Source organism: Sphingobacterium alimentarium (assembly GCF_004342685.1).
In the GTDB taxonomy this organism is placed as follows: Bacteria; Bacteroidota; Bacteroidia; order Sphingobacteriales; family Sphingobacteriaceae; genus Sphingobacterium; species Sphingobacterium alimentarium.
On record NZ_SMBZ01000015.1, the window covers coordinates 23,535 to 48,090 of the forward strand.

Sequence of the window (24,556 nt, forward strand, 5' to 3'; positions counted from 1 at the left end):
CTAATCTACTTTATGCATATTATTAGAGCACAAATGTACATATATTCACTATGTGAGGCATCAGACTTTCGTCACATTTTTGAGTTTTAATAGCCAATAAAGATATATTATCCCTATAAGTAGCGCAATCGTGAAGAGTATGAAGAGATATATGTAAGTACTGTCTTGATGATCTTCCTGCTCGAGGGTGTTTATTTTTTGTTGCAATGCCTCGTTGTGTGCCTGCAATTTGGAGATCGTCTTCATGTAGGCTGTGACTTGATTGTCATAGCTTGCCGCCAATTGTTCAAAACGTTCTCTTTCACTGTCCTTAAGCTCGAGCAGCCTCCGTGTTTCGACAAATATATTGTTGTCGGTGAGCACAATCTGTTTGAGAATATCAATAGACTTTTGCATATCATTTTTTGATTTGAAAAGTCCAAAAATCCCTGTCTTTTGCTGTAATGAGGCGTCATATTCGCCAAATTTCCTATTCCGCTCATTGAGTAATTGATTGACGCGTTGGCGTTGGTCTTCAAAAGAAGAAGTTGTGTCTAGCGGAGATTGAGCAAGTAGAGTAGGAGAATTGACTAAATATATTACCGAAATAAAAAAAATGAGAAAGAAGTTTTTCATGTATGTGATTCTTATCTTTGAGAATAGACCTTAGAAGAGTATTAAAGTTTAAAATAAGTCTGTTGTAGCAAATGTCTATTTCATTACGTTATTATTTTAATACTAAACTACCAAATTATGAATTTAACAAAAACTTTTTTATTCCTAGGAGTAGTTATATCCTGCTTATTCGGTTGTGATAAGGTGGATAACACCTCTTACTACAAGTACAAATTGCCCATTCTGGAGAAAATGGCAAATATCAGATTACAGGCTGTAACTCCCATTGCTCCTCAACCAGTCAACGCCACGGGCAAAATATACATTTATAAAGATTATTTGTTTATTAATGAGCCAACAAAGGGGGTTCATATTTTCAATAATGCAAACCCTTCCAATCCTATTCCGATCTCCTTTCTTCCGATCTCGGGGAATGTCGATATGGCCGTGAAAGATAATGTTCTGTATGCGGATAATCATGTTGATTTATTAGTTTATGATTTAACCAATCCTGCATCACCCAGTTTCTTGAAACGTGTCGAAGATGTATTCAAACAAAATTATGTAAATTGGAATGGTACATCAAAATTGCATGTCATCGTGGGCTATAAGGATACAACTGTGGCTGCAACATCTAGGTGGCCTATTAATTATGACGGAAACTTCTCTAACGGAGGACCTAACACTTCAGCGGGAGGGAATTATGGTCAAGGAGGATCAATGGCCCGTTTTACACTGGCTAACGACCATTTGTATACTGTTGATTGGTCTTCCCTAAATTTGTTTGATGTGTCGGATACGAAGAACCCGACTTTTCGCAAAAATATTCTTTTGGGCGGGGGGATCGAAACTATTTTTCCGCATAAAAACAACTTATTCATCGGTACCAACACAGGGATGATTATTTATAGTATCGAGGACGCTGCAGCTCCTGTCAAACTATCTACATATTCGCACGTTCGGGCTTGTGACCCTGTGGTCGTTAATGACTATTATGCCTTTGTGACCTTGCGGACCGGCAATCTATGTCCTGGAGAAGTGAACGTTCTGGAAGTCGTTGATATAAAGGATTTAACTAAGCCAACTCGTGTAAAGGCTTTTACTATGGAGAATCCGCATGGACTTGGGTTTGCTGACGATATGCTTTATATATGTGAAGGTAAATTTGGATTGAAAAGTTTTGACGCTTCGGATGTTTTGAAAATTGGAGATAGACAAATAGAACATTTCAAATCGTTAAATAGTACAGATGTCATACCTGGGCCAAAATCATTGATTGTAGTAGGAGAGGGAGGGGTTTGTCAATATGATTATTCCGACAAAAAGAAAATCAAATTATTAAGTTGTATTGCCGTAACTCCGATTGACTAATACTATGAAAAAATTTTTTAGCGTTTTACTGGCTGTAGGTATGCATGTAGCAGCCTATAGTCAACAGGTAAAGATGTTGACGCATATTGAAGGCGGCATACTTTCTTATGCAAGTCTATCAGAAAAGATAGGTTACTCTTTCAAGGGAGCAGGAACTTGGCCGCTAAATCCCACCGTATCCATGGGGGTAGGCCTAGGGTATGAAAAATATTTCTTAAAGGAACAAGATGTGACCTCCCTGCAAGGAATACCGCTCTTTGCACAAGGAAAATATATTTTGACACCTGACAGAGGCAAATCCCTATATTCGGCCTTGGATGCAGGTTATAGTTTTAATTTGGATAAGACGGAAGATCACGAAAAAATCAAAGGTGGTATTCTACTTGCTCCGCAGCTAGGATATCTATGGAAATTAAGCAATCAGCGTGATTATTTTTCTATTGCGCTAGGTTATAAATATCAGCAGTACAAGAAAGATATTTCACCTATGAATGGCGGAGGGTATGGTAGTTTTACAGACATCACATACAATCTGCATCGCTTATCCCTTATGGTAGGAATTAGCTTTTAAAAAATTATCCTGTAAACTCGATCATGATGGTTTCGTCTGGATATAGACCCAAAAGGGTACTTGCGTGCCCTTTGTTGATCGCAATTTCGAGGTAATTGGATATACCAAAGAGACATAACTTCTCGCCTTCGGGCACCTCATTGTAATGCCAGCTCATCTTATTGATGTTTTCATTACGTTTGAAGTGTAAGATGAAATTTCTGCCTTTTTGAACTTGATTGAAAAGGTCTTTGCTAATGTTGCTTATGACATTGCCAAAAGAGTCAATATAGGATACATGCCCCTTGATGATATTGCCTTCGATGATAGGAAGCAAAGTTACCTTTTGGAGCGGGCTATCTATGGCTGTTCCTAATTCGGCTATGTTCTTCCCGGACGCTATATGACAGGCGGCTTTGACCAATATGTCAGCGAGCGGAAAGTGAAGAAAACGTAAGTCTTGCATGAGCTCGATTTCGTATAATTCTTCGGCTTTATCTTCGCCTAGGAGTATACTGAAGATGCCATTGTCCGCGCCGACAAAGTAATGCCCATTATACTTCATTGCGACGTAGCGACTGCCCTCTTGAAATACGGTGTCTATCCCTATAAGATGGACCGTGTTTTTGGGGAAATAATGATACGCATTTTGCAATACAAAAGCGGCATTTTGAATGTTGAATGAGGATATTTCGTGCGTGATATCAATCAACTTCACATCGGGTAGCAATGATATAATACTCCCTTTAAGTGCCGCCTGATAAAAATCGCGATACCCCAGATCAGTTGTTAATGTAATTACACTCATTTCTAATTGTTAGTGCGTTATAAATACGCTCCTTTATCTCCTTGCTACTTTTCAAATAAACTACAAAGGTATAAAAAGTACCTATGTAAAACCCGTAAATATGCTCAAAATAGTGAATATTTTTTAGAATTGGTGAGAGTCAGAATATTAGTTTGTATTTTTGTTAGAGAAGATAAAAGTCATAGGATGAAAGCATAGGAATATCAATTGTCCTTACTGTGAAAACAATACACTAAAAAGCGAAAAATTTGAGCGAATTAATAATCAATTTAGAAGGCGTCAATTTAGTTTCGTTTTGGGGAGCCCAAAATGAAAATTTTGAGTTCATAAAAGATAGATTTCCCAAAATACGATTAATTGCACGCGGTACAGAGCTAAAAGTGTTAGGCGAAGAAGCGGAGCAAAAAATATTTGAGTCCATTTTCTCAAATATTTTGGATCATGTGACCAAGTACCACAATTTAGAAATGATGCAATTGGAGGAGTTGCTGGGTGTACCATCCACCGTGACTTCAGCTACAGACAAAGATAAAGCCGACAACAATCCTGCAGTCCTAAAAGGGGAGCCTATAGTCTATGGACCGAATGGTATAATTGTGCGCGCACGCACTCCGAATCAGCGTAAAATGGTGGATAGCATCAATAAGAATGATATTTTATTTGCTATTGGTCCTGCTGGTACCGGAAAAACTTATACTGCTGTAGCGTTGGCTGTTCGCGCATTACGCAACAAAGAGATAAAAAGAATTATCTTGACCCGACCGGCCGTAGAGGCGGGTGAAAATCTAGGTTTCCTACCAGGAGATTTGAAGGAGAAAGTAGATCCATATTTAAGACCTTTGTACGATGCGTTGGATGATATGATTCCTGCCGAAAAATTGAAGGGTTATTTGGAAAATAGAACAATAGAAGTTGCGCCATTAGCTTTCATGCGGGGTCGAACACTGGACAACTGTTTTGTCATATTGGATGAAGCTCAAAACGCTACCGATATGCAACTCAAGATGTTTTTGACACGTATGGGACCTACAGCCAAATTTATTGTAACCGGGGATTTGACGCAGATAGACTTACCCAAAAAGAACCAATCGGGATTGGCCACGGCTATTAAAATTCTAGATGGAATCAAAGGCATCGACATTGTGTATTTGACGGGAAGTGATGTCGTACGACACAAGTTGGTGAAACGTATTCTAGAGGCTTATGGAGATCTGAATAATTAATAATACTTAAACATATAAAATATAGCTGGCATCCTGAGGTGCCTATTTTGAACATACAATGAGTGCGATAAAAGAAACTAATTTCAACTTTGACAAACAGACTGCTTTTTACAGAGGCAAGGTAAGGGATGTGTATACGATAGATAATACGTATTTGGTGATGGTTGCATCAGATCGTATTTCAGCTTTCGATGTGGTATTACCGGAGCCAATTCCTTACAAAGGACAGGTTTTGAATCAAATCGCTGCAAAATTTTTGAAAGCTACCGAGGATATCATTCCAAATTGGGTGATTACGGTTCCTGATCCATCGGTTTCGATTGGTCATATGTGCGAACCTTTTAAAGTTGAAATGGTAATTCGTGGATATTTATCCGGACATGCCTGGAGAACTTATCGCGATGGTGGCCGTGAACTTTGTGGTGTAACGATGCCAGAGGGAATGAAGGAAAATGATAAGTTTCCGGAGCCTATTATTACCCCTACTACCAAAGCTGCTGTGGGGCATGATGAAGATATTTCTAAAGAAGAAATAATTTCTAAAGGTGTTGTAAATCAGGAAGATTACGAAGAATTAGAGCAATATGCACGCACTTTGTTTGAAAGAGGTACGGAAATTGCTAAAGATAGAGGACTGATTCTAGTCGATACGAAATATGAGTTTGGAAAGAAGGATGGAAAGATCTATTTAATGGATGAAATCCATACCCCAGATTCATCGCGATACTTCTATTTAGAAGGATATGAAGAAAGACAAGCCAAGGGAGAGCCACAAAAGCAGCTATCTAAAGAATTTGTACGTCAATGGTTGATTGAGAATAATTTTCAAGGGAAAGACGGACAACAAGTGCCGGAGATGACCAAAGAAATCATTGACTCTATTTCAGAAAGATACATTGAATTGTATGAGCATATTACTGGTGAGAAATTCCAATATCCTGCTGAAGGTGAAGTTTTAGCGCGCGTAGAGGATAATGTCAAGCAAGCATTACTGGGACTTTAAAAAACAAACATCTAGATTATGAGATACACGATTGATAAGCATGAGCGATATGTAGTTATCGAGCCGCTTAGGGAAGTAATAGATGGCGTAGCCGCTAATTATTTGAAGGGAGAATTTATGTTGCGCAATACCGCAGGGCAGCGCAATATCGTGTTGGACCTTAACATGGTGAAAGAAATTACCGAAGAGGGGGTTCGTATGGGGCTATTAGCACACCGATTATGTTCAGCTCTTGGTGGCGATTTTATTCTTGTCAATGTGCATCCTCAAGTTTTTCAGACTTTACAAATTCTGCATTTGGATCAGCATTTTACCATATTAAAGAATTTGATTGATGCTGAAGATATGATCTTTGGGAATGAGCTACAGCGCGATTTAATTGGAGGATAATATTTTATGAAATTTGAGGTTTTGATTCTGGGCAATAGTTCGGCTACCCCTATATTTGAACGCCATCCTACAGCCCAAATAATAAATTTCAATGAGCAAATATTCCTAGTCGACTGTGGCGAAGGCACACAAATGCAGTTGAGTCGTTTTGGAATCAAAAGCAACAAAATATCACATATATTTATCAGTCATTTGCATGGGGATCACTATTTAGGCCTTGTGGGATTATTGTCATCAATGAATCTGCATGGAAGATATAGTGATCTTCATTTGTACGGTCCAGCACCGCTTATCGAAATTATTAATCTCCAACTGAAATATTCGGAGACTACACTTCAGTACAACTTAATATTTCATCCGACAAACTCCGAGGCGGAGGAATTGATATTTGAAAATAATAGCATCCGTGTTACCGCCTTTCCACTAAAACATCGGGTTCCTACGACGGGATTTCGTTTTGACGAGATTCAGCGTCCACGGGCACTTATTCGAGAGCGAATAGAGCACCTCAATATGCCGACAGTTTTCTTTTCCCGATTGAAGCGGGGGATGGATTGTGTGGATTTGGATGGCACGGTCTACAGAGCCGAAGAGTTGACCAAACCTGCTCCGGTACCCCGCAGTTACGCCTACTGCTCGGATACGCGCGCATTTGATGCGTATGTGTCTAGTATTCAGGGTGTAGACTTGTTGTATCACGAAAGTACTTTCATGCACGATATGATTGGGCGTGCTATAGACACTTTGCACAGCACCTCGCTAGAAGCTGCACAAGTAGCTAAACAAGTGGGTGCGAAACGATTACTACTCGGTCATTACTCCGCAAGATACCGTGAATTAATCCCATTACTTGAAGAAGCCCAATTAGAATTTGTCAACGTAGAGTTGAGTTTGGAAGGAAAATGGTATAAAGTTTAGCGTTTTTGTGGAATTTTGTACATCTTTACGCCTAAATTTTAACAGGCTCTTATTATGTCTTTTAACTTAGAAAATCTTTTGCGGGATAATATTAAAAAATTAGTCCCCTATTCTTCTGCTCGTGATGAGTTCAAAGGAGAAGCGTCGGTATTGTTGGATGCGAATGAAAATTCATTTGGATCTCCACTACCACATCATTATAACCGCTATCCTGATCCATTGCAGCATCAAGTTAAAGACAAACTTTCTTCCATTAAAGGTGTTCCTGCCGACAATATTTTCTTAGGTAACGGTAGTGACGAAGCTATTGATATATTGTATAGAGCGTTTTGTAAGCCGGGTGTAGACAATGTGATTTTGGTACCGCCGACATATGGTATGTACGAAGTATCCGCAAATATCAATGACGTGGAAATTCGTAAAGTAACCTTAACTACGGATTATCAATTGAATGTGGAAGGCATTGCAGCGGCTATCGATGCACACACGAAGTTGATTTTTATTTGTTCACCAAATAATCCAACAGGAAATAGTATTCGTCGTCAAGATATCGAAACTGTTTTGACAAATTTTGAAGGTATTGTGGTGATTGACGAAGCCTATATCAATTTCTCGAAACAACGTTCGTTCACACAAGAATTGAATGAATTTCCAAATTTGGTGATTTTGCAAACGCTATCTAAAGCATGGGGCTTAGCTGCTCTACGTCTTGGAATGGCTTTCGCAAGTAAAGATATTATTAGCATCTTTAACAAAATCAAACCGCCTTATAATATCAATCAAGCCACCCAAGATCTGGTGTTAGAAGCACTAGGGAATGTAGAACAAGTGAATAATTGGATTAAGGAAACTGTTGAAGAGCGTGATAAGTTGGTGAAAGCTTTGTCAAGTATTGCACAAATCCACCATATTACACCTTCTGATGCGAACTTTATCTTAGCAAAACTTATTGAACCACGCGAAATGTATAATTTCTTGGTCAACCAAGGCATTATTGTGCGGGATCGATCAAAAGTAGAGCTTTGCGAAGGATGCTTGCGCATTACTGTAGGTACAGCACAAGAGAATATCAAATTAATAGAGGCTATTAAGCAATTTTATATATAATAAACATGGCAGATTTGATTAAAAGAGTGCTATTTATTGACCGTGACGGAACTTTAATCATAGAGCCTGAAGATCAACAGATAGATTCTTTTGCAAAATTGAAATTTTATCCAGGGGCCTTGCAGTATCTTCCGCGTATTGCAAAGGAATTGGATTTTGAGTTGGTGTTAGTTACTAACCAGGATGGATTGGGTACAGATTCGCACCCTGAAGCAAATTTTTGGCCAGTTCATAATTTTATAATTGAAACATTAGAAGGCGAAGGTGTAACTTTTGCCAAAGAACATATAGACCGCACTTTTCCGCATGAAAATGCAGATACTCGTAAGCCGGGTATTGGCATGTTGGGTGAATATTTTGATACCACGAAGTATAACCTGAAAGAATCATTTGTGATTGGAGATCGCGTGAATGATGTAAAGTTGGCGCAAAATTTGGGCGCTAAAGCTATTTGGCTGCGCAACAATGATGAATTAGGCAAAGCTGAAGGTGTAGAGTTTGCGGAGGATGCAGTAGCGTTGGAAACATCGGATTGGAAAGCTATATATGAGTTTTTGAAATTAGGCACGCGCACAGGCGAACATTATCGCAAGACGAATGAGACGGATATATACATCAAGTTGAATTTGGATGGTTCGGGTAAAGCGGATATCGAAACGGGATTACCTTTCTTTGACCATATGTTGGATCAGATAGCACGTCATGGTGCGATAGATTTGACAGTCAAAGCTAAGGGAGACCTGCACATCGATGAGCACCATACGATTGAAGATACAGGTATCGCTTTGGGCGAAATCTTTTTGAAAGTCTTAGGTGATAAGCGTGGTATCGAACGTTATTCCTATACTTTGCCGATGGACGATTGTTTGGCGCAAGTAGCGTTGGATTTTGGTGGTCGCAATTGGATCGTGTGGGATGCTGAATTCAAACGGGAGAAAATAGGAGATATGCCGACAGAAATGTTTTTCCATTTCTTCAAATCATTCTCCGATGCTTCGAAATCAAATTTGAATATCAAAGCTGAAGGAGATAACGAGCATCACAAGATCGAAGCTATTTTTAAAGCTTTTGCCAAGTCGATTAAAAAAGCGGTACGTCGCGATGCAGATAATATGCAATTGCCAAGCACAAAGGGTGTATTGTAGAAAGGGAATTGAGGTAGGCCAATAATCGTGTAAGAATCTCTTGCACGAAACATACTACTCACTACTAAACAAATATGATTGGAATAGTAAATTACGGAGCGGGGAATATTTTTTCATTGACAGCAGCTTTGGATAGAATCCAAGTGGCGCATGGCATGATAAATACCCAAGAGGACTTCGAGCGATATAGCCACATAATTATCCCCGGTGTAGGGCATGCAGGTACAGCGATGGCCAAATTGCGCGATACAGGTCTAGTAAACACCATTCTAGGTTTAGAAAAACCTGTTTTGGGTATCTGTGTAGGCATGCAGTTGATGACTTCCTTTTCGGAAGAAGGGCATGCAGCTATGTTGGGGTTATTTCCGTCGAAGACGTTACATTTTGATAAACGAATAGCGTCCAAAGTTCCACATATGGGCTGGAATAGTGTTCGTATCGAAAATAATAGTCCACTTTTTACGGATATTCCCGATAATAGTTACTTTTACTTTGTTCATTCCTACTTTATCGAACGGGAGGAGGCTACTGTGGCGGCAACCTGTTCATATGATGTAGATTTTGCGGCAGCATTCCAAAAGGCTAATTTTTACGGTGTACAATTTCACCCCGAAAAATCAGGTCGAGCAGGAGAACAATTGTTACTAAATTTTTCAAGATTTTAATTTAAAACAGAATATTTACTATGTATATCATTCCAGCGATTGATGTTTTAGACAAGAAAGTAGTACGTCTTAGAGAAGGTAATTATCAAGATGTGACGACTTACGATATTTCTTTGGACGAGCAGATCAAAAAATACTATGCGAATGGTACTGAACTTGTTCATATCATTGATCTAAACGGTGCTAAAGGCGATTTTTCTAATCAAGAATACCTTTTTGATATTATCCGTAAGACGGATATGAAAGTGCAATACGGTGGCGGTGTACGCAGTATTGATAAAGTAAAAGAATTGGTGGATGCGGGTATTTACCGTGTCATTGTAGGTACTCAAGCCATCACTAATCCTACTTTTTTGGAAGAACTAGCTACTTTAAATCAAGGTCCTGTGAAGTATGCAGATCATATTGTGATAGCGATCGATGTATTGGATGAGGTCATCAAATATTCGGGTTGGCTTGAAAGTTCACCGATCAAATTGATCGAATACATCGATAAATGTTTGGCTTTGGGATTCTTCCGTTTCTTGTGTACTGATATTTCCAAAGATGGAAAATTGGGTGGCGCAGGAGTAGAGTTGTACAAAAAACTATTGGATCACTCACCTATTATAAAACTGATTGGTTCTGGTGGTATTTCGTCGATGAAAGATATCGAAGAGCTAAACGCGCTAGGCCGTATCGAATCGGTAGTCGTGGGTAAGGCAATTTATGAGAATAAAATTTCAATCGAAGAGATCAAAGATTGGAATCTGAAAGCATTAATAAAATTCTAAGATGCTAGCAAAACGTATCATTCCCTGCTTGGATGTCAAGGATGGTCGCACCGTTAAGGGTATTAACTTCGTGGACCTCCGGGATGCAGGTGATCCGGTCGAATTGGCGTGGCAATATTCCCAACAAGGCGCTGATGAATTGGTGTTTTTGGATATTACGGCGACACACGAAAAGCGTAAGACTACGATTGATTTGGTGCAAGCTGTGGCGCGTCAAGTCAATATTCCATTTACTATCGGTGGAGGCATCAATGAGATTCGTGACGCTGAAATCCTATTAAATAGCGGTGCGGACAAAATTTCTATCAATTCTGCTGCGGTGAGAAATCCCCAATTGATCGATGATCTGGCGAAAGCTTTCGGGACGCAATTTGTGGTCGTTGCGGTGGATACACGTTTTGTAGAAAGCAATAATTATGTGCATCTCCGCGGTGGCCGTGATAAAACGGATATCGAAACTGAAAACTGGATCAAAGAAGCTGAAAGTCGCGGTGCAGGCGAAATCTTATTGACTTCGATGGACCATGATGGTACAAAGAATGGATTTGATAATGGGCTATTGAAGAAAATCAATGATACGATCAATATCCCTTTGATTGCTTCTGGTGGTGCAGGAAATCAAAAACATTTTGTGGATACTTTCCAGCAAGCCAATGTAGATGCTGCTTTGGCGGCTTCGGTATTTCATTATGGTGAAATATTGATCCCAGATTTAAAAGACACATTGCGTCAAAACGGTATCGTCGTTAGATAATATTCGACATTTCGAATGAAGTAAAAGGGAATGAGAAATTTCTATGTTTAGATTTCTCCCTTTTGGTCGAAATGATGTGATTAACAACGTCGGTGTGAGGAAAGAAGCAATCTTCGTGTCATTCTGACGACAGGAAGAATCTAAAAAATTAGCTATTGTCCTAAAATGACGATGAGAATATAAACTCCCTTTGTGAAAAGGGAAAACAAAACAATAAAACTATGATAGATTTTGAAAAAGGAAATGGACTTGTTCCAGTCATTGTCCAAGATTTTCAAACATTAGAGGTGTTGATGTTAGGCTATATGAATGAAGAGGCTTGGCAAAAAACACAAACAGAAAAAAAAGTAACATTTTTCTCCCGAACGAAGAATAGATTGTGGACAAAAGGTGAGGAGAGCGGTAACTTTTTACATGTGAAAAGCTATCATATCGATTGTGACCAAGATACTATTCTGATCAAAGCGGAGCCTGTGGGTCCTACTTGTCATACGGGATCACGTAGCTGTTTCAATACCGAATTTAACCAAAATTTTTTATTGGAATTGGAGCGGATCGTCAATAATCGTTTTGAATTCCCTACAGAAGAATCATATATTAATCGTCTGCGCAAGAGGGGACTAAATAAGATCGCACAAAAAGTAGGTGAAGAAGGCGTAGAAACAGTTATCGCAGCACTAGCAGAAACGGAAACAGATTTGATTAATGAAGCTTCTGATTTAATTTTTCACTTGATAGTTTTACTACGGGCGAAAGGATTGTCTTTAGAAACTATTGCCAAAAATTTAGAAAGTAGACATCAGTAATTAATTGATAAATAATAAAGAGCAAGCCCCATAAATCAATTTTCATGGGGCTTGCTTTTTATTGCGTGTATTCAGATGAACTCATTTTCTTTTTGCGCCGCGACATAAAGAATGTCATGAAAACAGCAAATAATACGGACTTGATTGCTGCTTCTATAAGATAGGGCCTGGTCATTATTTTATCGATAGTTATCTCTTTATAAAATATGAAATCAATTATAGTGCTGAATATTGCGAAAGAAATGGTGTAAATTAATATAGATATAATTGTTTTTTTCATATTGTAATATAACTATATTTCTGCAAAATCGTCATTTACAATTTTGGGATGACACTGTTTTTATAAAAGTGCCGTATCTTCGTAGGGCACTTTTTTTATAGCTATGATGGATATTACTTTAGAAAATACATTGATTGGACACCAGAATCCTATTTATACGTTGGCAGTAGATGAACAGAACAATTTATTGTATTCAGCTGGAAATGACAAAGGGATTGTGGAATGGGATCTGCAAACCCTAGCTTTCAAGCGTGTATTATGTAATGTTCCATCCTCGGTGTATAAACTGTGTTTTATTCCAGAAAAAAGCCTTTTGATCGCGAGTTTGCGCAGTGGCGGTATTTTGGTTATTCGTACCAATGTACCGGAGCTTGCGGCAAAATTAAGCATTGGCAAAGGAGCTGCTTTTGTCGTTCAGCCAATCCTTTCGAAGAATGAATTGCTGGCTATTGACGAGCAAGGTAAAGCGTATGTGTGGAATCTTGAAAATTATGAATTATTGTATTCTTTTCAGGTATCCACTACGACAGTTCGGAGTGTTGCGCTGGATGAGGAAGGCCATGTATTAGCTGTTGGGGACAAGAATGGTGCAGTTCACTTGCTGGATGTTCGGGATTATCATACGTTGACTTCAGCCAACGTTCACACCCAATCGGTGACTGCTTTAGCTTTTGTGGATAAGTTGTTGATTTCTGGAGGTCGTGATGCCAAGATGTATAAATTGAATGGTACTGATTTATCCGTGTTAGCTGAAATCACGCCACATATGTTTACTGTGTATGGTATTATTCCGATAGGGAAAGATTTATTTGCCACAGTAAGTCGAGACAAAACCATCAAAGGATGGAATGTGGATCTCAAGTTGCAAAAGAACGTATCGCGCGACAGGGGTATTGATTCCCATTATCTGTCTATCAATGCAGGGGTATATAGCGCTACGCAACAACTCCTTTTGACAGCGGGCGATGACAAGCAAATCAAGGTTTGGAAAATTAGCTTGTAACCCTACGATTGTATTAATCTGCAAGAAAGAGATCTTTTCCTTTTTGAATGAGGAGATAGATGATTGTAGCTGTTGCAACAGTTAAAATGACTAAAAGCGTATAATGCATGTATACAGTGTACGGCCGGTCAAGTACATGACTGAGGTTGTAATAATAAGCGCCAAGGACTCCGATCGTATAGCCTATTAGTACCGCAGGAAGTCGACACAATATAGACTTATACATTATATAGCCAAAACTTAAAATCAGGTATAAAATGGAAGCATAGAATGTTATAGCATGCGTGGGTTCTATTCCTAGAAGTATGTTTATCAGCGGAATTCCATTATATCCAAGAATATAAATAAACCATCCACTGTATATGCCAAGTGAGGTGCGGGTGAGTATATGTATAAAAGCAGGATTGTGACTCTCCCGTATTTTAAACATATAATTCAATTTATTCAACGTGTAATATGTGGCCAGCGAACATATGAATGCAAGTGTCAGGTGTTCATTCAACTTGAGTACCATGCTCAGCCCCAAAAATAATTGATTGATAAGCATCCAATTGCCCGACCGATCCAGTTGTTCGGCTAGGAGGCTATTTTCCTCTTCCTCCCGCTGCAGAATAATACAATACATAATGGCGGTAAGCACCAATAGCAGAGAGATAACTTTCCAGATGTTAAATGTGAAGACATGAGGAGTCAGATAAGACCAATGTTTGTCAAAAATCTCATACATTGTGCTCCCATATATTTTGTTATTATCTATCAGAATAATCCATAGAAAATTAATTGTAATAAATAATAAGTTTTGAAACGCAATTCGGTGCACGCTTCTCATAAATAGGAAATGTTTATAGGTTTATTAGATATACTAATTTAATAAATTTAATATTTCCTCCAGATATTTCTTATCTATTTCACTAAAATTATCTAACAATTCGCTATCCACATCCAATACTCCTGCTATCTTATTGTTAATGTACAGCGGCAATACAATTTCGGACTTGGATTGAGAGCTACAAGCGATATGTCCCGGAAATTCGTCCACATTCGGTACTATTAATGTTTCTTCTTTAGCCCATGCTGTCCCGCATACACCTCTTTTGTAAGCTATTCTTGTACAAGCCACGGGGCCTTGGAATGGACCCAGCACTAATTCGTTATCTTTGACCAGATAAAAACCCACCCAAAAGAAGTTGAATTGCTCTTTTAGTGCGGCACTAATATTAGCCAGATTCGCAATTAGATCTTCTTCTCCTGTAAGTAATGCTTTAATTTGAGGGACGAGGCTTTTGTATTGCTCTTCTCTGTCTCCCGCGATGATTTTTAAGTCCTCTGCCATAGTGTATTTGTAAGAATCCAAAGATACATGATGAACAGTTACCTACTATAAAAATTCTACAATTTTATTGAAATAATATTCTCAAATTGAATCCAAAATAGGTGTAAGAAGTTGCAAATGTCTGCGATGTATATGGACGGATGGCATTGCTATTATAAAATAGACGAATGTTAAATAAACGATTAATGGTATAATCCAAAGAAGGGTTGAAAGTTAGGCTTTTATTACCGCCTGTGATCTCTTCATAACTTACTCCGGTGCGGTACATCCCGATGCGGCGATCGTTCAATGCAAAATCCATCCGGAAATTCATGTCATTTTTCCAATTGCGATCAGCGAAAATCTGGAAAGGCAAACGGGCATTGAGTTTACGATAGCCTATTCCGGCGATATAGGACTTTTCTTCGAGGGTGGACAATTGGCTGTTTTCTAAGCTTAAACTGACATCCCGACTTTTTCTGAATTCGGAAGACAGGCTGAAATTGTTGGCAAATCTAAAATCAAGACCTATCAATGGCAAGAATCGATCAGTTAGGGTGATTTGGGTATATTGATGTTGGGGTATAAAATTGTTGTTTATATCTCTTACGAATGGAAAATTTTCTTCTCTCTGGAAAAGTGGATTCGAATGATAGTTAACAATATTATAGACCCACGCCGCGTACGATGGTCTAATAGGAATTTGCTGTTGACATAGGGATTGAGACTGGATAATTGGTAAAATATCGGATCGATAATGTAAAGGGCCATATGCGCGCGGTTATATACGTAGGTCAAGTCGTTGAATAAAGCGTGCTCGGGGAAAAGTTGCGGTGTAGGCGCGATCTGCCAACCCTGAGCATTGTTGATGGTAATAAAGCTAAAATTATTTTCAAAATCATCGAGATAAGCTACACCTGCTTCATCATTTTCTGCATTCAGTGTTTTGGTGTATCCGTATCGAGCATGTGCGAGTTTACCATAGAAACTTATTGTAGACTCTTCATTGGTTTTGAGGAATGGCAACTTGTCCAGCAAGCGTGTGAGCCATGGCGTGGATGTGGAATAATTTATGTCCGCACCCAGCATGGTATTGGAAATAGATTCTGCGCCGACATACACTTTTTCCGAAAATGGTCGCTCATTCATTTTCATGAATGTCGCTCCAATCATTAAATTCTTATTAGGGATATAATCCAATCTTCCACCTATAAAAGTCTTTTGTTGAGCACCAAAAATTGCATTATCGTCAATTTGCACACGGAGCGTATTGTTATATAAAAGATACGCCGGGTTTATAATTCTAAGGGTGCCGGATTCATATTCTATGCTGTAATCTGTATTTTCTTGCAGCAATAAAGCGCCGGCATAAACCTTTACCCTATTGGGCTGTAGATTAAAAACTCCTAACTGATGTTCTGTAGTATGATTGGATTGTACAGTCCCCCGAATGAAATAGCGGTCTTTGTGGCTATAGTTATATTTGGCTTCGGCTTGAGTAAGGGTATATAATTCGGGAAAAGTATAATTCTCTGCTAGCTCTGGCTCGCTGAACTGATTTTGCAAGTCTATACCCAAGGGCTCGGTGTGTGGAAATATTAACTTTCCTGCTGTATTATCAATGGTGATGCCGTCTATAAAATCGAAAAAACCATCCGGACCCATGGAGTTGTTTTGTGCCAATCGATCTAATCCCGTAAGTTCAAGCCAAGATCTGTTTGCTGTGTTTGTTCCTTCGAGGATTAGCGGATTCTCTGTGGCATTTTTAGTGTCTGTTCTTACGATCTGTATACTCATATCCTGCTCGCGGAGGTGATTGCTACCTAATGCATAAATATTTTTCATCATTAACTTCCACGTAGGTAGCCTGGTGTTGAGCGTTTCATTTTTGAGGAGTTTTGTATATAGAAATTTAGGATTTGAGGCATCAAAAGGAAGATCCGTCGACAATTCGCCGACCTGATAATCTTTGCCGTTGGCCGTATAACGATAGGCAACTGCTAAGACTTGATCCTCAATGAGGGGAAAGTTTAAGGATATGTAGCCTAATTTTCGGTGTACACGAAAGTCTTGACCTTCTATTAGCTTCTGTGCTGCGCTTAATTTGACATAATTGTCGGTGCCATCACTGGTACTGAAAAAAGAATTGACAAATCCGCTATTCGGATCGCGACCATTTTCTGCGAGAAGGTCCAACAGATTATTGGATGCTGAAGGTAAAGAGGTATTTGGCAGTACGGCGCCGGGTTGACTCACAATGGACGAATTGTAAGGAGTATGTTCTGCCAAATCCAACAGAGCTAGAATATCCCGTGCACCTTCGCTGCGGTTATTTCTATTGGTTACCCATATTTCAATTGTAGTAATTTGTATGGGAGATTTTATAAAAAGTGCATTTTCTAAACTTTTGTTATAATGATCCCGAAAATATTGCGCGAGAAAATAATGTTGATTTGCTTCATAATCGCTCAGCGAAATATTGATTTGCTGTTGGGATTTCCCCTTGGTAATGATGATTTCCTGTTTGTCGGCACGCTTTTGTGATAGTACGCCCGTAAAGTTTAGTTTTCCAACGTGGAGTTGCGTTTTGATTCCAAATAAGCCTTCTGTGCCTCCCAGCAATTGGGAACGTGTGGTGAAATTTACATTGCCAATTTCCAACCTTTGTAAGATGTCATCGGGTTTGCCGAGGTAGTCAAATTTGATTTGATTCTCGAAATCAAATTCTCCTTCGGAGCTGAAGTTAGCGGTCACCTGTCCACATTCACCTATTTTTCCAACCAAATTGAGGTTGAAATTTTGCTCAAAATCTAAGCCCCATAGCTTACGATGCCGCTCCCTGAGGTGCGGATTTTCGCTGCTGCTACGTTGAGCCATTACGGCTATATCTACATTTCCTTTGGGTACGAGATCAATTGCATTTCCTCCAAATATGCGCTCAAAAGTGGGACTACGAATGATGGATAGGTTGTAAAAGTTGATTCGATAAGGGCGCAGGAGTAGTAGTCGTATTGTTATTGGTCTGCCAATTATTTTTCTTAGTCACATGGGATGTATAAGTGCTGAACTGCTCGCGATTTAAGTATTAAGTGCTAAAAATACCGTTCGATCTCTGTGGATAAATTTGAAATAATTTGCTTTGCGGGTGATAGCTATATGCTGTAGCAAAACGCGTCGAATCGTACGCAAGGGGAAAAGAGTACTTATTTTTTAAAATGCGATGCTGAAACCATGAATATCGTAAAGTATCACCTAAAGAAATAAATGATTGGGCCTTGCTCACACAGCATGGCAAGATAAAAATCACAAATAGGCTCAAGAACCGTAGATTCTTCAAGGTTAACGCCACAAGGTACCGTCGAATATAATTGGTTAATACACTTATAAGTATACGATTTCTTTTAGGAAATACAAAGTGCTGGATTCACTATTTGCACAGGAAGCGCAAAAGATGTCGGAGAGACTGTTCATTAAAAAAGGGATGCCTATTTGGCATCCCCGTGTGTTTTATAATTTTTTCAAGGCCAGCTTGATCATTTGTTCGACTGTCAGTGACTCGTCCGTCTGTACGATGGAAGAGAGTACTTTCTCGACTTGGTTTTTGGCAAAGCCTAACATCACCAATGCCGATAGTGCTTCGTCAGGAACCGATTGTCTAGCTATCGGTAATGGCAATAAAGCATCATCACCTTGCTTTTTCAGTTTATCCTGAAGTTCTAAAATCACCCGCTGTGCTGTTTTGGGACCAATGCCTTTGATTTTTTGAATCAAAGCGACCTGACCATTTACAATCGCGGATTGTATCTCCTCGGGTGTACTTGAGGAGAGCATCATTCGGCCTGTATTCGGCCCGATGCCCGATACTGAAATCAAGTGGTTGAATAAATGACGTTCGCCTTCAGTCGCAAAACCATATAGCGCATGCGCATCTTCTCTGACCTGAAAGGAGACATACAATTTGCAGTTTTCCTGATCTTTGATCAGCGAGTAAGTTGTCAACGAAATATGGATGTGATATCCAATCCCGCCCACCTCAAGAATGACATGAGTAGGGGCTTTGAATACTAATTTGCCGTTGAAGTAATCGTACATTTTTTATCGTTTATCGTGAGATTGTGCATCTACTACCGCAATCGTGACCATATTTACTATTTCACGTACAGAGCTATCCAATTGTAATACGTGTACCGGTTTATTCATCCCCAAAAGAATAGGTCCAACCGCTTCCGCATTACCCACTTCTTGCAACATTTTGTAAGCAATATTCCCAGATTCCAAATTTGGAAAAATCAACGTATTGGCAGCTTCACCATTTAGCGTGCTAAAAGGGAAATTGGATTTCAATAAGTCGCTATTCAATGCAAAGTTGGCTTGCAATTCACCATCCACAATCATGTCTGGATGATTTTTGTGTAAAATGCGCACTGCTTCACGTGTTTTAATGGACGTAGGACCATCATTTGCACCAAAGTTGGAGTACGATAATAAAGCGACGCGAGGTTTTACATTAAAGCCACGCACTGTTTTTTCTATTAATACAGTGATATCCGCTAGCTCTTCTGCTGTAGGGTCCACATTTACCGTTGTATCTCCAAAGAATAACGGACCTTTTTCAGTCAACATCATATACATACCTGCTATACGGCTTCCCGGTTTAGCACCAATCACTTGCAATGCAGGCTTGATTGTAGACGCATAATTGCGGGTCAATCCTGAGATTAGCGTATCGGCATCCCCAAATTCTACCATGCTGGCAGCGTAGTAGTTTCTGTTGGTAATGAGTTGTTTAGCGTCGAATTTTGACAAACCACGGCGTTGACGTTTCTTATATAGATTCTCTACATACTCGTTGAATCGTGCTGTTTCTGATTCTTCGCGCGGATCAATGATAGTTACATCATTTAATTCGAACGCATATTCATCAATTAGATTGCTGATTTTGTTTTTATTACCCAATAAAATTGGAATAGCAATTCCTTCTTCTTTGACGATTTGCGCTGCACGCAATGTTTTATAGTTGTCCGCTTCAGCAAATACCACCCGTTTTGGGTTGTTTTTTGCAACGGCAGAAAGATGGCGCATAATGCCATCATCTTTACCTAATCTTTTGCGCAACTCCTCTTTGTAAAGATCCCAATTCTCAATTGTTTTGCGTGCTACACCAGATTCAATAGCAGCTTTAGCTACGGCGATTGAAACTTCTGTAATCAAGCGAGGGTCTGTCGGTTTAGGAATAACATAGTCTGTTCCAAAGCGAAGATTGCTTGTGTTGTATGCTTGGTTAACTTCCTCCGGTACTGGTTCTTTAGCTAGTCGTGCGATAGCGTGAACAGCCGCGATTTTCATGGCTTCGTTAATAGCTGTCGCGCGCACATCGAGAGCACCGCGGAATATGTAAGGGAATCCTAATACGTTATTTACTTGATTCGGGAAATCCGAGCGTCCTGTTCCCATAATAATATCATCACGAGTAGCGATAGCCAAGTCGTAAGCAATTTCTGGGTTAGGGTTTGCCATAGCCAATACGATAGGTTTTGCAGCCATCGTTTTTAACATATCGGCTGTAAGCACATCTGCTGCAGATAGTCCAATGAATACGTCTGCACCATTCACCGCATCTTCCAATGTATGTATATCACGGTTTGTAGCCCACTCCGCTTTTGTTGGATCCAGGTTTTCGCGGTCTGCACGAATCACCCCTTTACTATCCAACATGACGATATTTTCTTTTTTTGCACCTACAGCAACATACATCGCTGTACAAGAGATTGCGGCAGCACCAGCACCATTCACCACAATTTTGACATCCGCAATGTTTTTTTCTTGCAGTTCACAGGCATTGATCAAAGCGGCTCCGGAAATAATTGCCGTACCGTGTTGATCATCATGCATCACAGGAATATTCATCTCCGCTTTTAGGCGTCTTTCGATTTCGAAACACTCCGGCGCTTTGATATCTTCTAGGTTAATACCTCCAAAAGTAGGCTCCATAGCTTTGACGATTCTCACAAATTCGTCTACATCTTTGGTATCTAGTTCTATGTCAAATACATCTATGTCGGCAAAAATCTTGAATAATAAGCCTTTTCCTTCCATTACCGGCTTACCCGCTTGGGCGCCAATATCACCCAAACCTAATACTGCAGTTCCATTACTGATTACGGCTACTAGATTGCCTTTTGTCGTATATTTATACGCATCTTCAGGGTTGTTGGCAATAGCCAAACAAGGCTCTGCCACACCTGGAGAGTACGCTAATGATAAGTCTCTTTGCGAGTTATAAGGTTTTGTAGGAACAACTGCAATTTTCCCAGGACGTCCCATTGCATGATAATTTAGGGCATCCTTTTTTCTATTAATATTGCTCATATTTGTCTTTTCTGAATCTACTTAGTCTACAAAAGTATTATTATATTGTAATAAGGACGAAAAATTTGCTATTATTTTAATGAATTTAATAAGGTAAACATACGCTGACGCATCTGTGAAGCACCTCCATTATAGTTGTATACCAAAAGTGTGAAGGTGTATTTTTTTCCATCCTTGGCCGTATGATATCCTGTATACCCTAACGTTCCATTGATTGTGCCGCTTTTCATGCTCATGTCGTTGTAAATCGGTAAGCTGTTATTGAATTCGGTGAACCATGGTCTTTGAATAGCATAATGCATAATCCGGTTCATAGCTTTGCTGGTGATGTTGTTTTGTGGTGATAGGCCTGAACCATCTACAATATCTAACTCACTACTTTTTATATTTAATCGCTCTTCCCAATATTTTTTTACATACTGTGCACCTTCGCTTGTGCTTGTTTTTCCACCACTTCGATAGGCAATACTTCTCAACAAAGCTTCTCCGTACAAGTTTATACTTCGTCTATTGAACCAATACACAATTTCGTGTAGGGGTGGCGAAGTATGCGTGTCCAGATCCACACCTTGATTGGGCACTGTTAATCCTTCTTCGATGAGGCGCTGACCCGTCGTAATACCTTCAGCAATGTTAATACTGTCCGTAGCTAGCGTTTTGGCTAGATTAAACGCCAAATCATAGGCTGGATCGGGTAGAGATATTTCAATCGTTTTATTCAAGTCCTGGCCGTAGGTGCCACGTACAACAATCTTTTCGCTATATGGAGCAGAATATCCATACACGTTATCTCCTGAACCTTTTCGACCTACTTTTACCTGATTAATGATCTTTAGGTAGGATAAATCAGATGTTGTGTTAGCAATCGGTGCAGACGAATTTATTGTACCGGGTTGAAAATTGAGTCCGGCGCTATTTTCACGCCAGTTTAAAGAGGAGATACCCGCTCCATAATAGTTACCCATATCGGTCCATATCCAGCCGCCTGGAACATCTATCCCGCCATACATGCTGTCGTCCGCGATAATTCGTCCCTGAACAGATTTAATGCCGGCATGAAGAATAGCGTTTTTCCATTTCGCTAATAGGACTTCTTCTTTGGTATCTGTATAGCGCGAACTCCCTAAGGTTGGATCTCCTTCTCCATGAATGATAATATCACCATGCAAAATACCCGTAGAATCGATCTGACCGGCATAGAATAATTTGGTCTTGTATGTGAAGTCTTTACCCAATATGTCCAATGCCGTAATCGAAGTTATCACTTTGAGAGTAGAAGCGGTAGGTAAGCCTACATTTGCATTTTTCTCCAATACAACTTCTCCAGTTTCACTGTTTATTACATGCATAGTGGCTAAGCCATTGCTTAATGAATTGTGATTTGCAAAAGTGGAATAACTTTGATCCAACTTCTGCTTTATATTTTGAGCAACTAAGTCACTTGTTGCGGCAAGTGTTAGGCTTCCAGCTAATAGTATTGAAAGTATTTTCATATTAAATAATGTATATGCACAAATATACACTTTCCAAAAATAGCTTGGGATGTACAGTTTTTGTAAAAAAGCTACTCATAAACAGGGTTGAAATACAAATTTGGATTTATAAATGTTTAACTTGCACTATTAATTACAAATAGAGTATGTCACACTTAGAGAGATTAACACAGATAAGAGCGGCTATGCGTAGCCAAGGAATTGATGCATATATCATTCCTTCTTCTGATCCACATATTAGTGAATATCTTCCAGAGCGCTATAAATGTATCGAATGGGTTTCTGGATTCACAGGTTCCGCAGGCACCTTGGTGATTACCCAAGACTTTGCAGGCCTTTGGACTGATGGTCGTTATTTCGTACAAGCGAACGAGCAGCTAGCAGGGACAGGCTTTGAGTTGGTAAAATTAAAAATTCAAGGTGCAGCAGAATATGCGGACTGGCTAGGCGAAACATTGTCGGAAGGTGCGCGAGTGGCTTTTGACGGTAATCTAGCTTCATTATTAGTGGCGCAGACGGTGAAGTGTGCCCTTTTGCCGTTAAATATTCAGGTGGATGGTCATGTAGATTTACTTTCGGCGATTTGGAATGACAGACCTCCGCTTCCACAAGTGGATGCTTTCTTATTGGATGAATCTACAACAGGTCAATCTACGGAATCCAAATTGGCTGCCGTACGTGCTATTTTAGCTAAAAGCCGTGCAGAGAGTCATTTTATTTCATCATTGGATGATGTAGCTTGGTTATTGAATATTCGCGGCCAAGATGTGCCTTGCAATCCTGTTGTGTTGTCTTTTGTGTATGTTTCGACAGAGCAAGCTATTCTTTTTATCAAAGAAGGTAAGTTATCCGCAGAAGCTGTATCCCAATTGAATGCAAAAGGTGTTGAAATTGCGGACTACGAAGACGCGTTCAATTATGTAAAAAATATCAACACTAAATCTATATTACTAGATCCTAAGCGTACTTGTTTTGCAGTATATGACAGTATCCCTAAATCTGTCCAAATTATTGAAAAAATTAATCCTTCGACTTCGCTGAAAGCGATCAAAAATGAAGTGGAAATCGCGCATATCCGTCATACTATGGTGCAGGATGGTGTGGCCATGACCAAATTTTTCAAATGGTTGGAAGAAGCACTCGGTCAAGAGGAATTGTCGGAGATGTCCATAGCGGACAAGCTTGCAGGCTTCAGAGCCGAGCAACCGGGTTTTGTGGATGTGAGTTTTAACACCATCGCTGGATACTTGGATCATGGTGCACTACCACATTATCATGCTACCCCGCAAAGCAATTATACCTTGAAACAGGAAGGTTTGCTTCTTGTGGATTCAGGCGGTCAATACAAAACTGGTACGACAGATATTACCCGTGTAGTGTCTCTCGGAAATATTACTCAGGAAGAAAAGGATGATTACACGATGGTGTTAAAAGGGACTATCGAGGGTAGTCAGGCCATATTTCCAATGGGCTCTAAGGGATATCAAATAGATGCTATCACTCGAAGACCGATGTGGGCCACATTACGTAATTACGGTCATGGCACAGGTCATGGAATCGGCTTTTTCTTGAATGTGCACGAAGGGCCACATGTTTTCAACCCTACGAATGTGGATGTTGCCATCGAAGAGGGTATGATTACGTCTATCGAACCGGGCTTATACCGTGAAGGCAAACATGGGATACGCATAGAGAATTTAGTATTGGCTACCAAATACGACAACAGTATTTTTGGAGATTTCATGCATTTTGAGACGCTGACTATATGTTATATCGATACGGATTTGGTAAATAAGGAACTGTTGGATCAAGTTCATATTGATTGGCTGAATAATTATAATCAATGGGTGTTTGATCAGTTGTCCCCGAAATTAAGTACGGCAGAGGCAAGTTGGTTAGCAAACAAAACCAAAGCTATTTAAATAAAGAAAAGCTATCCTTAAGGGTAGCTTTTTCTATGTTTAATCCATAAATAATGATATATTTAAGCTG

23 protein-coding genes are annotated in these 24,556 nt (G+C 39.5%); 14 read left to right on the plus strand and 9 right to left on the minus strand.

The annotated features are described in order from the left end of the window. Positions 1 to 60: 60 nt before the first annotated feature. Positions 61 to 615 carry a hypothetical protein gene (locus EDC17_RS07210; protein ID WP_132777422.1) on the minus strand — a complete coding sequence of 185 codons (555 nt, stop codon included), beginning with the start codon at positions 613 to 615 and terminating at the stop codon, positions 61 to 63. Between the two features lie 117 nt (positions 616 to 732). On the opposite strand from EDC17_RS07210, the gene EDC17_RS07215 reads away from it, so the two are divergent. Both EDC17_RS07215 and EDC17_RS07220 read left to right on the plus strand, forming a co-directional pair. Further along, positions 733 to 1,965, plus strand: a complete 1,233-nt coding sequence (locus EDC17_RS07215; RefSeq protein ID WP_207895712.1) for an LVIVD repeat-containing protein — start codon at positions 733 to 735, stop codon at positions 1,963 to 1,965. Between the two features lie 4 nt (positions 1,966 to 1,969). Continuing rightward, complete coding sequence (locus EDC17_RS07220) at positions 1,970 to 2,536, plus strand: hypothetical protein (RefSeq protein ID WP_132777423.1); 567 nt, start codon at positions 1,970 to 1,972, stop codon at positions 2,534 to 2,536. Between the two features lie 4 nt (positions 2,537 to 2,540). On the opposite strand, the gene EDC17_RS07225 is transcribed toward EDC17_RS07220, so the two are convergent. Further along, positions 2,541 to 3,323, minus strand: a complete 783-nt coding sequence (locus EDC17_RS07225) for an SAM hydrolase/SAM-dependent halogenase family protein (RefSeq protein ID WP_132777424.1) — start codon at positions 3,321 to 3,323, stop codon at positions 2,541 to 2,543. A gap of 248 nt (positions 3,324 to 3,571) precedes the next feature. Here EDC17_RS07225 and EDC17_RS07230 point away from each other — a divergent pair, with 248 nt between their 5' ends. The 11 genes from EDC17_RS07230 (at position 3,572) to EDC17_RS07280 (ending at position 13,390) form a co-directional block, all read left to right on the plus strand. Next, entirely contained in the window at positions 3,572 to 4,546 is a 975-nt protein-coding gene (locus EDC17_RS07230; RefSeq protein ID WP_132777425.1) for a PhoH family protein, read from the plus strand. 58 nt (positions 4,547 to 4,604) lie between these two features. Next, positions 4,605 to 5,549 carry a phosphoribosylaminoimidazolesuccinocarboxamide synthase gene (locus tag EDC17_RS07235; RefSeq protein ID WP_132777426.1) on the plus strand — a complete coding sequence of 315 codons (945 nt, stop codon included), beginning with the start codon at positions 4,605 to 4,607 and terminating at the stop codon, positions 5,547 to 5,549. Between the two features lie 18 nt (positions 5,550 to 5,567). After that, complete coding sequence (locus EDC17_RS07240) at positions 5,568 to 5,939, plus strand: STAS domain-containing protein (RefSeq protein WP_132777427.1); 372 nt, start codon at positions 5,568 to 5,570, stop codon at positions 5,937 to 5,939. 6 nt (positions 5,940 to 5,945) lie between these two features. Beyond that, the gene (locus tag EDC17_RS07245; protein ID WP_132777428.1) at positions 5,946 to 6,857 is read left to right on the plus strand and encodes a ribonuclease Z; all 912 of its coding nucleotides are present in this window, start codon (positions 5,946 to 5,948) and stop codon (positions 6,855 to 6,857) included. 54 nt (positions 6,858 to 6,911) lie between these two features. Beyond that, positions 6,912 to 7,964 carry a histidinol-phosphate transaminase gene (gene hisC, locus EDC17_RS07250; RefSeq protein ID WP_132777429.1) on the plus strand — a complete coding sequence of 351 codons (1,053 nt, stop codon included), beginning with the start codon at positions 6,912 to 6,914 and terminating at the stop codon, positions 7,962 to 7,964. A gap of 5 nt (positions 7,965 to 7,969) precedes the next feature. Further along, positions 7,970 to 9,109, plus strand: coding sequence for a bifunctional histidinol-phosphatase/imidazoleglycerol-phosphate dehydratase HisB (gene hisB, locus EDC17_RS07255; RefSeq protein WP_132777430.1), 1,140 nt, complete (start codon positions 7,970 to 7,972; stop codon positions 9,107 to 9,109). Between the two features lie 74 nt (positions 9,110 to 9,183). After that, positions 9,184 to 9,774, plus strand: a complete 591-nt coding sequence (hisH, locus tag EDC17_RS07260) for an imidazole glycerol phosphate synthase subunit HisH (RefSeq protein ID WP_132777431.1) — start codon at positions 9,184 to 9,186, stop codon at positions 9,772 to 9,774. A gap of 20 nt (positions 9,775 to 9,794) precedes the next feature. Beyond that, on the plus strand, positions 9,795 to 10,547 hold the full coding sequence (locus tag EDC17_RS07265) for a 1-(5-phosphoribosyl)-5-[(5-phosphoribosylamino)methylideneamino]imidazole-4-carboxamide isomerase (protein WP_132777432.1): 753 nt from the start codon (positions 9,795 to 9,797) through the stop codon (positions 10,545 to 10,547). 1 nt (position 10,548) lies between these two features. Then, on the plus strand, positions 10,549 to 11,301 hold the full coding sequence (gene hisF / locus EDC17_RS07270; protein WP_132777433.1) for an imidazole glycerol phosphate synthase subunit HisF: 753 nt from the start codon (positions 10,549 to 10,551) through the stop codon (positions 11,299 to 11,301). 179 nt (positions 11,302 to 11,480) lie between these two features. Next, the gene (gene hisIE, locus EDC17_RS07275) at positions 11,481 to 12,107 is read left to right on the plus strand and encodes a bifunctional phosphoribosyl-AMP cyclohydrolase/phosphoribosyl-ATP diphosphatase HisIE (protein WP_262708179.1); all 627 of its coding nucleotides are present in this window, start codon (positions 11,481 to 11,483) and stop codon (positions 12,105 to 12,107) included. A 383-nt stretch (positions 12,108 to 12,490) separates the two neighbouring features. After that, complete coding sequence (locus EDC17_RS07280) at positions 12,491 to 13,390, plus strand: WD40 repeat domain-containing protein (RefSeq protein WP_132777435.1); 900 nt, start codon at positions 12,491 to 12,493, stop codon at positions 13,388 to 13,390. Positions 13,391 to 13,403: 13 nt separating this feature from the next. On the opposite strand, the gene EDC17_RS07285 is transcribed toward EDC17_RS07280, so the two are convergent. From EDC17_RS07285 to dacB, 7 genes are all read right to left on the minus strand, one after another. Beyond that, positions 13,404 to 14,117 carry a hypothetical protein gene (locus EDC17_RS07285; RefSeq protein ID WP_132777436.1) on the minus strand — a complete coding sequence of 238 codons (714 nt, stop codon included), beginning with the start codon at positions 14,115 to 14,117 and terminating at the stop codon, positions 13,404 to 13,406. Between the two features lie 135 nt (positions 14,118 to 14,252). Continuing rightward, positions 14,253 to 14,723, minus strand: a complete 471-nt coding sequence (locus tag EDC17_RS07290) for a GAF domain-containing protein (RefSeq protein WP_132777437.1) — start codon at positions 14,721 to 14,723, stop codon at positions 14,253 to 14,255. A gap of 64 nt (positions 14,724 to 14,787) precedes the next feature. After that, entirely contained in the window at positions 14,788 to 15,243 is a 456-nt protein-coding gene (locus tag EDC17_RS07295) for a hypothetical protein (RefSeq protein ID WP_132777438.1), read from the minus strand. Positions 15,244 to 15,308: 65 nt separating this feature from the next. After that, positions 15,309 to 17,735 carry a T9SS outer membrane translocon Sov/SprA gene (gene sov / locus EDC17_RS07300; RefSeq protein WP_132777439.1) on the minus strand — a complete coding sequence of 809 codons (2,427 nt, stop codon included), beginning with the start codon at positions 17,733 to 17,735 and terminating at the stop codon, positions 15,309 to 15,311. Between the two features lie 474 nt (positions 17,736 to 18,209). Continuing rightward, on the minus strand, positions 18,210 to 18,794 hold the full coding sequence (ruvA, locus tag EDC17_RS07305; RefSeq protein WP_132777440.1) for a Holliday junction branch migration protein RuvA: 585 nt from the start codon (positions 18,792 to 18,794) through the stop codon (positions 18,210 to 18,212). A 3-nt stretch (positions 18,795 to 18,797) separates the two neighbouring features. Next, positions 18,798 to 21,071, minus strand: a complete 2,274-nt coding sequence (locus EDC17_RS07310; RefSeq protein ID WP_132777441.1) for an NADP-dependent malic enzyme — start codon at positions 21,069 to 21,071, stop codon at positions 18,798 to 18,800. 71 nt (positions 21,072 to 21,142) lie between these two features. Further along, positions 21,143 to 22,564 (minus strand): D-alanyl-D-alanine carboxypeptidase/D-alanyl-D-alanine endopeptidase, encoded by a 1,422-nt coding sequence (gene dacB, locus EDC17_RS07315; RefSeq protein ID WP_132777442.1) that lies wholly within the window; start codon positions 22,562 to 22,564, stop codon positions 21,143 to 21,145. Positions 22,565 to 22,710: 146 nt separating this feature from the next. On the opposite strand from dacB, the gene EDC17_RS07320 reads away from it, so the two are divergent. After that, a complete protein-coding gene (locus EDC17_RS07320; protein ID WP_132777443.1) occupies positions 22,711 to 24,486 on the plus strand; it encodes an aminopeptidase P family protein in 1,776 nt (591 codons plus the stop codon). Positions 24,487 to 24,556: the final 70 nt, after the last annotated feature.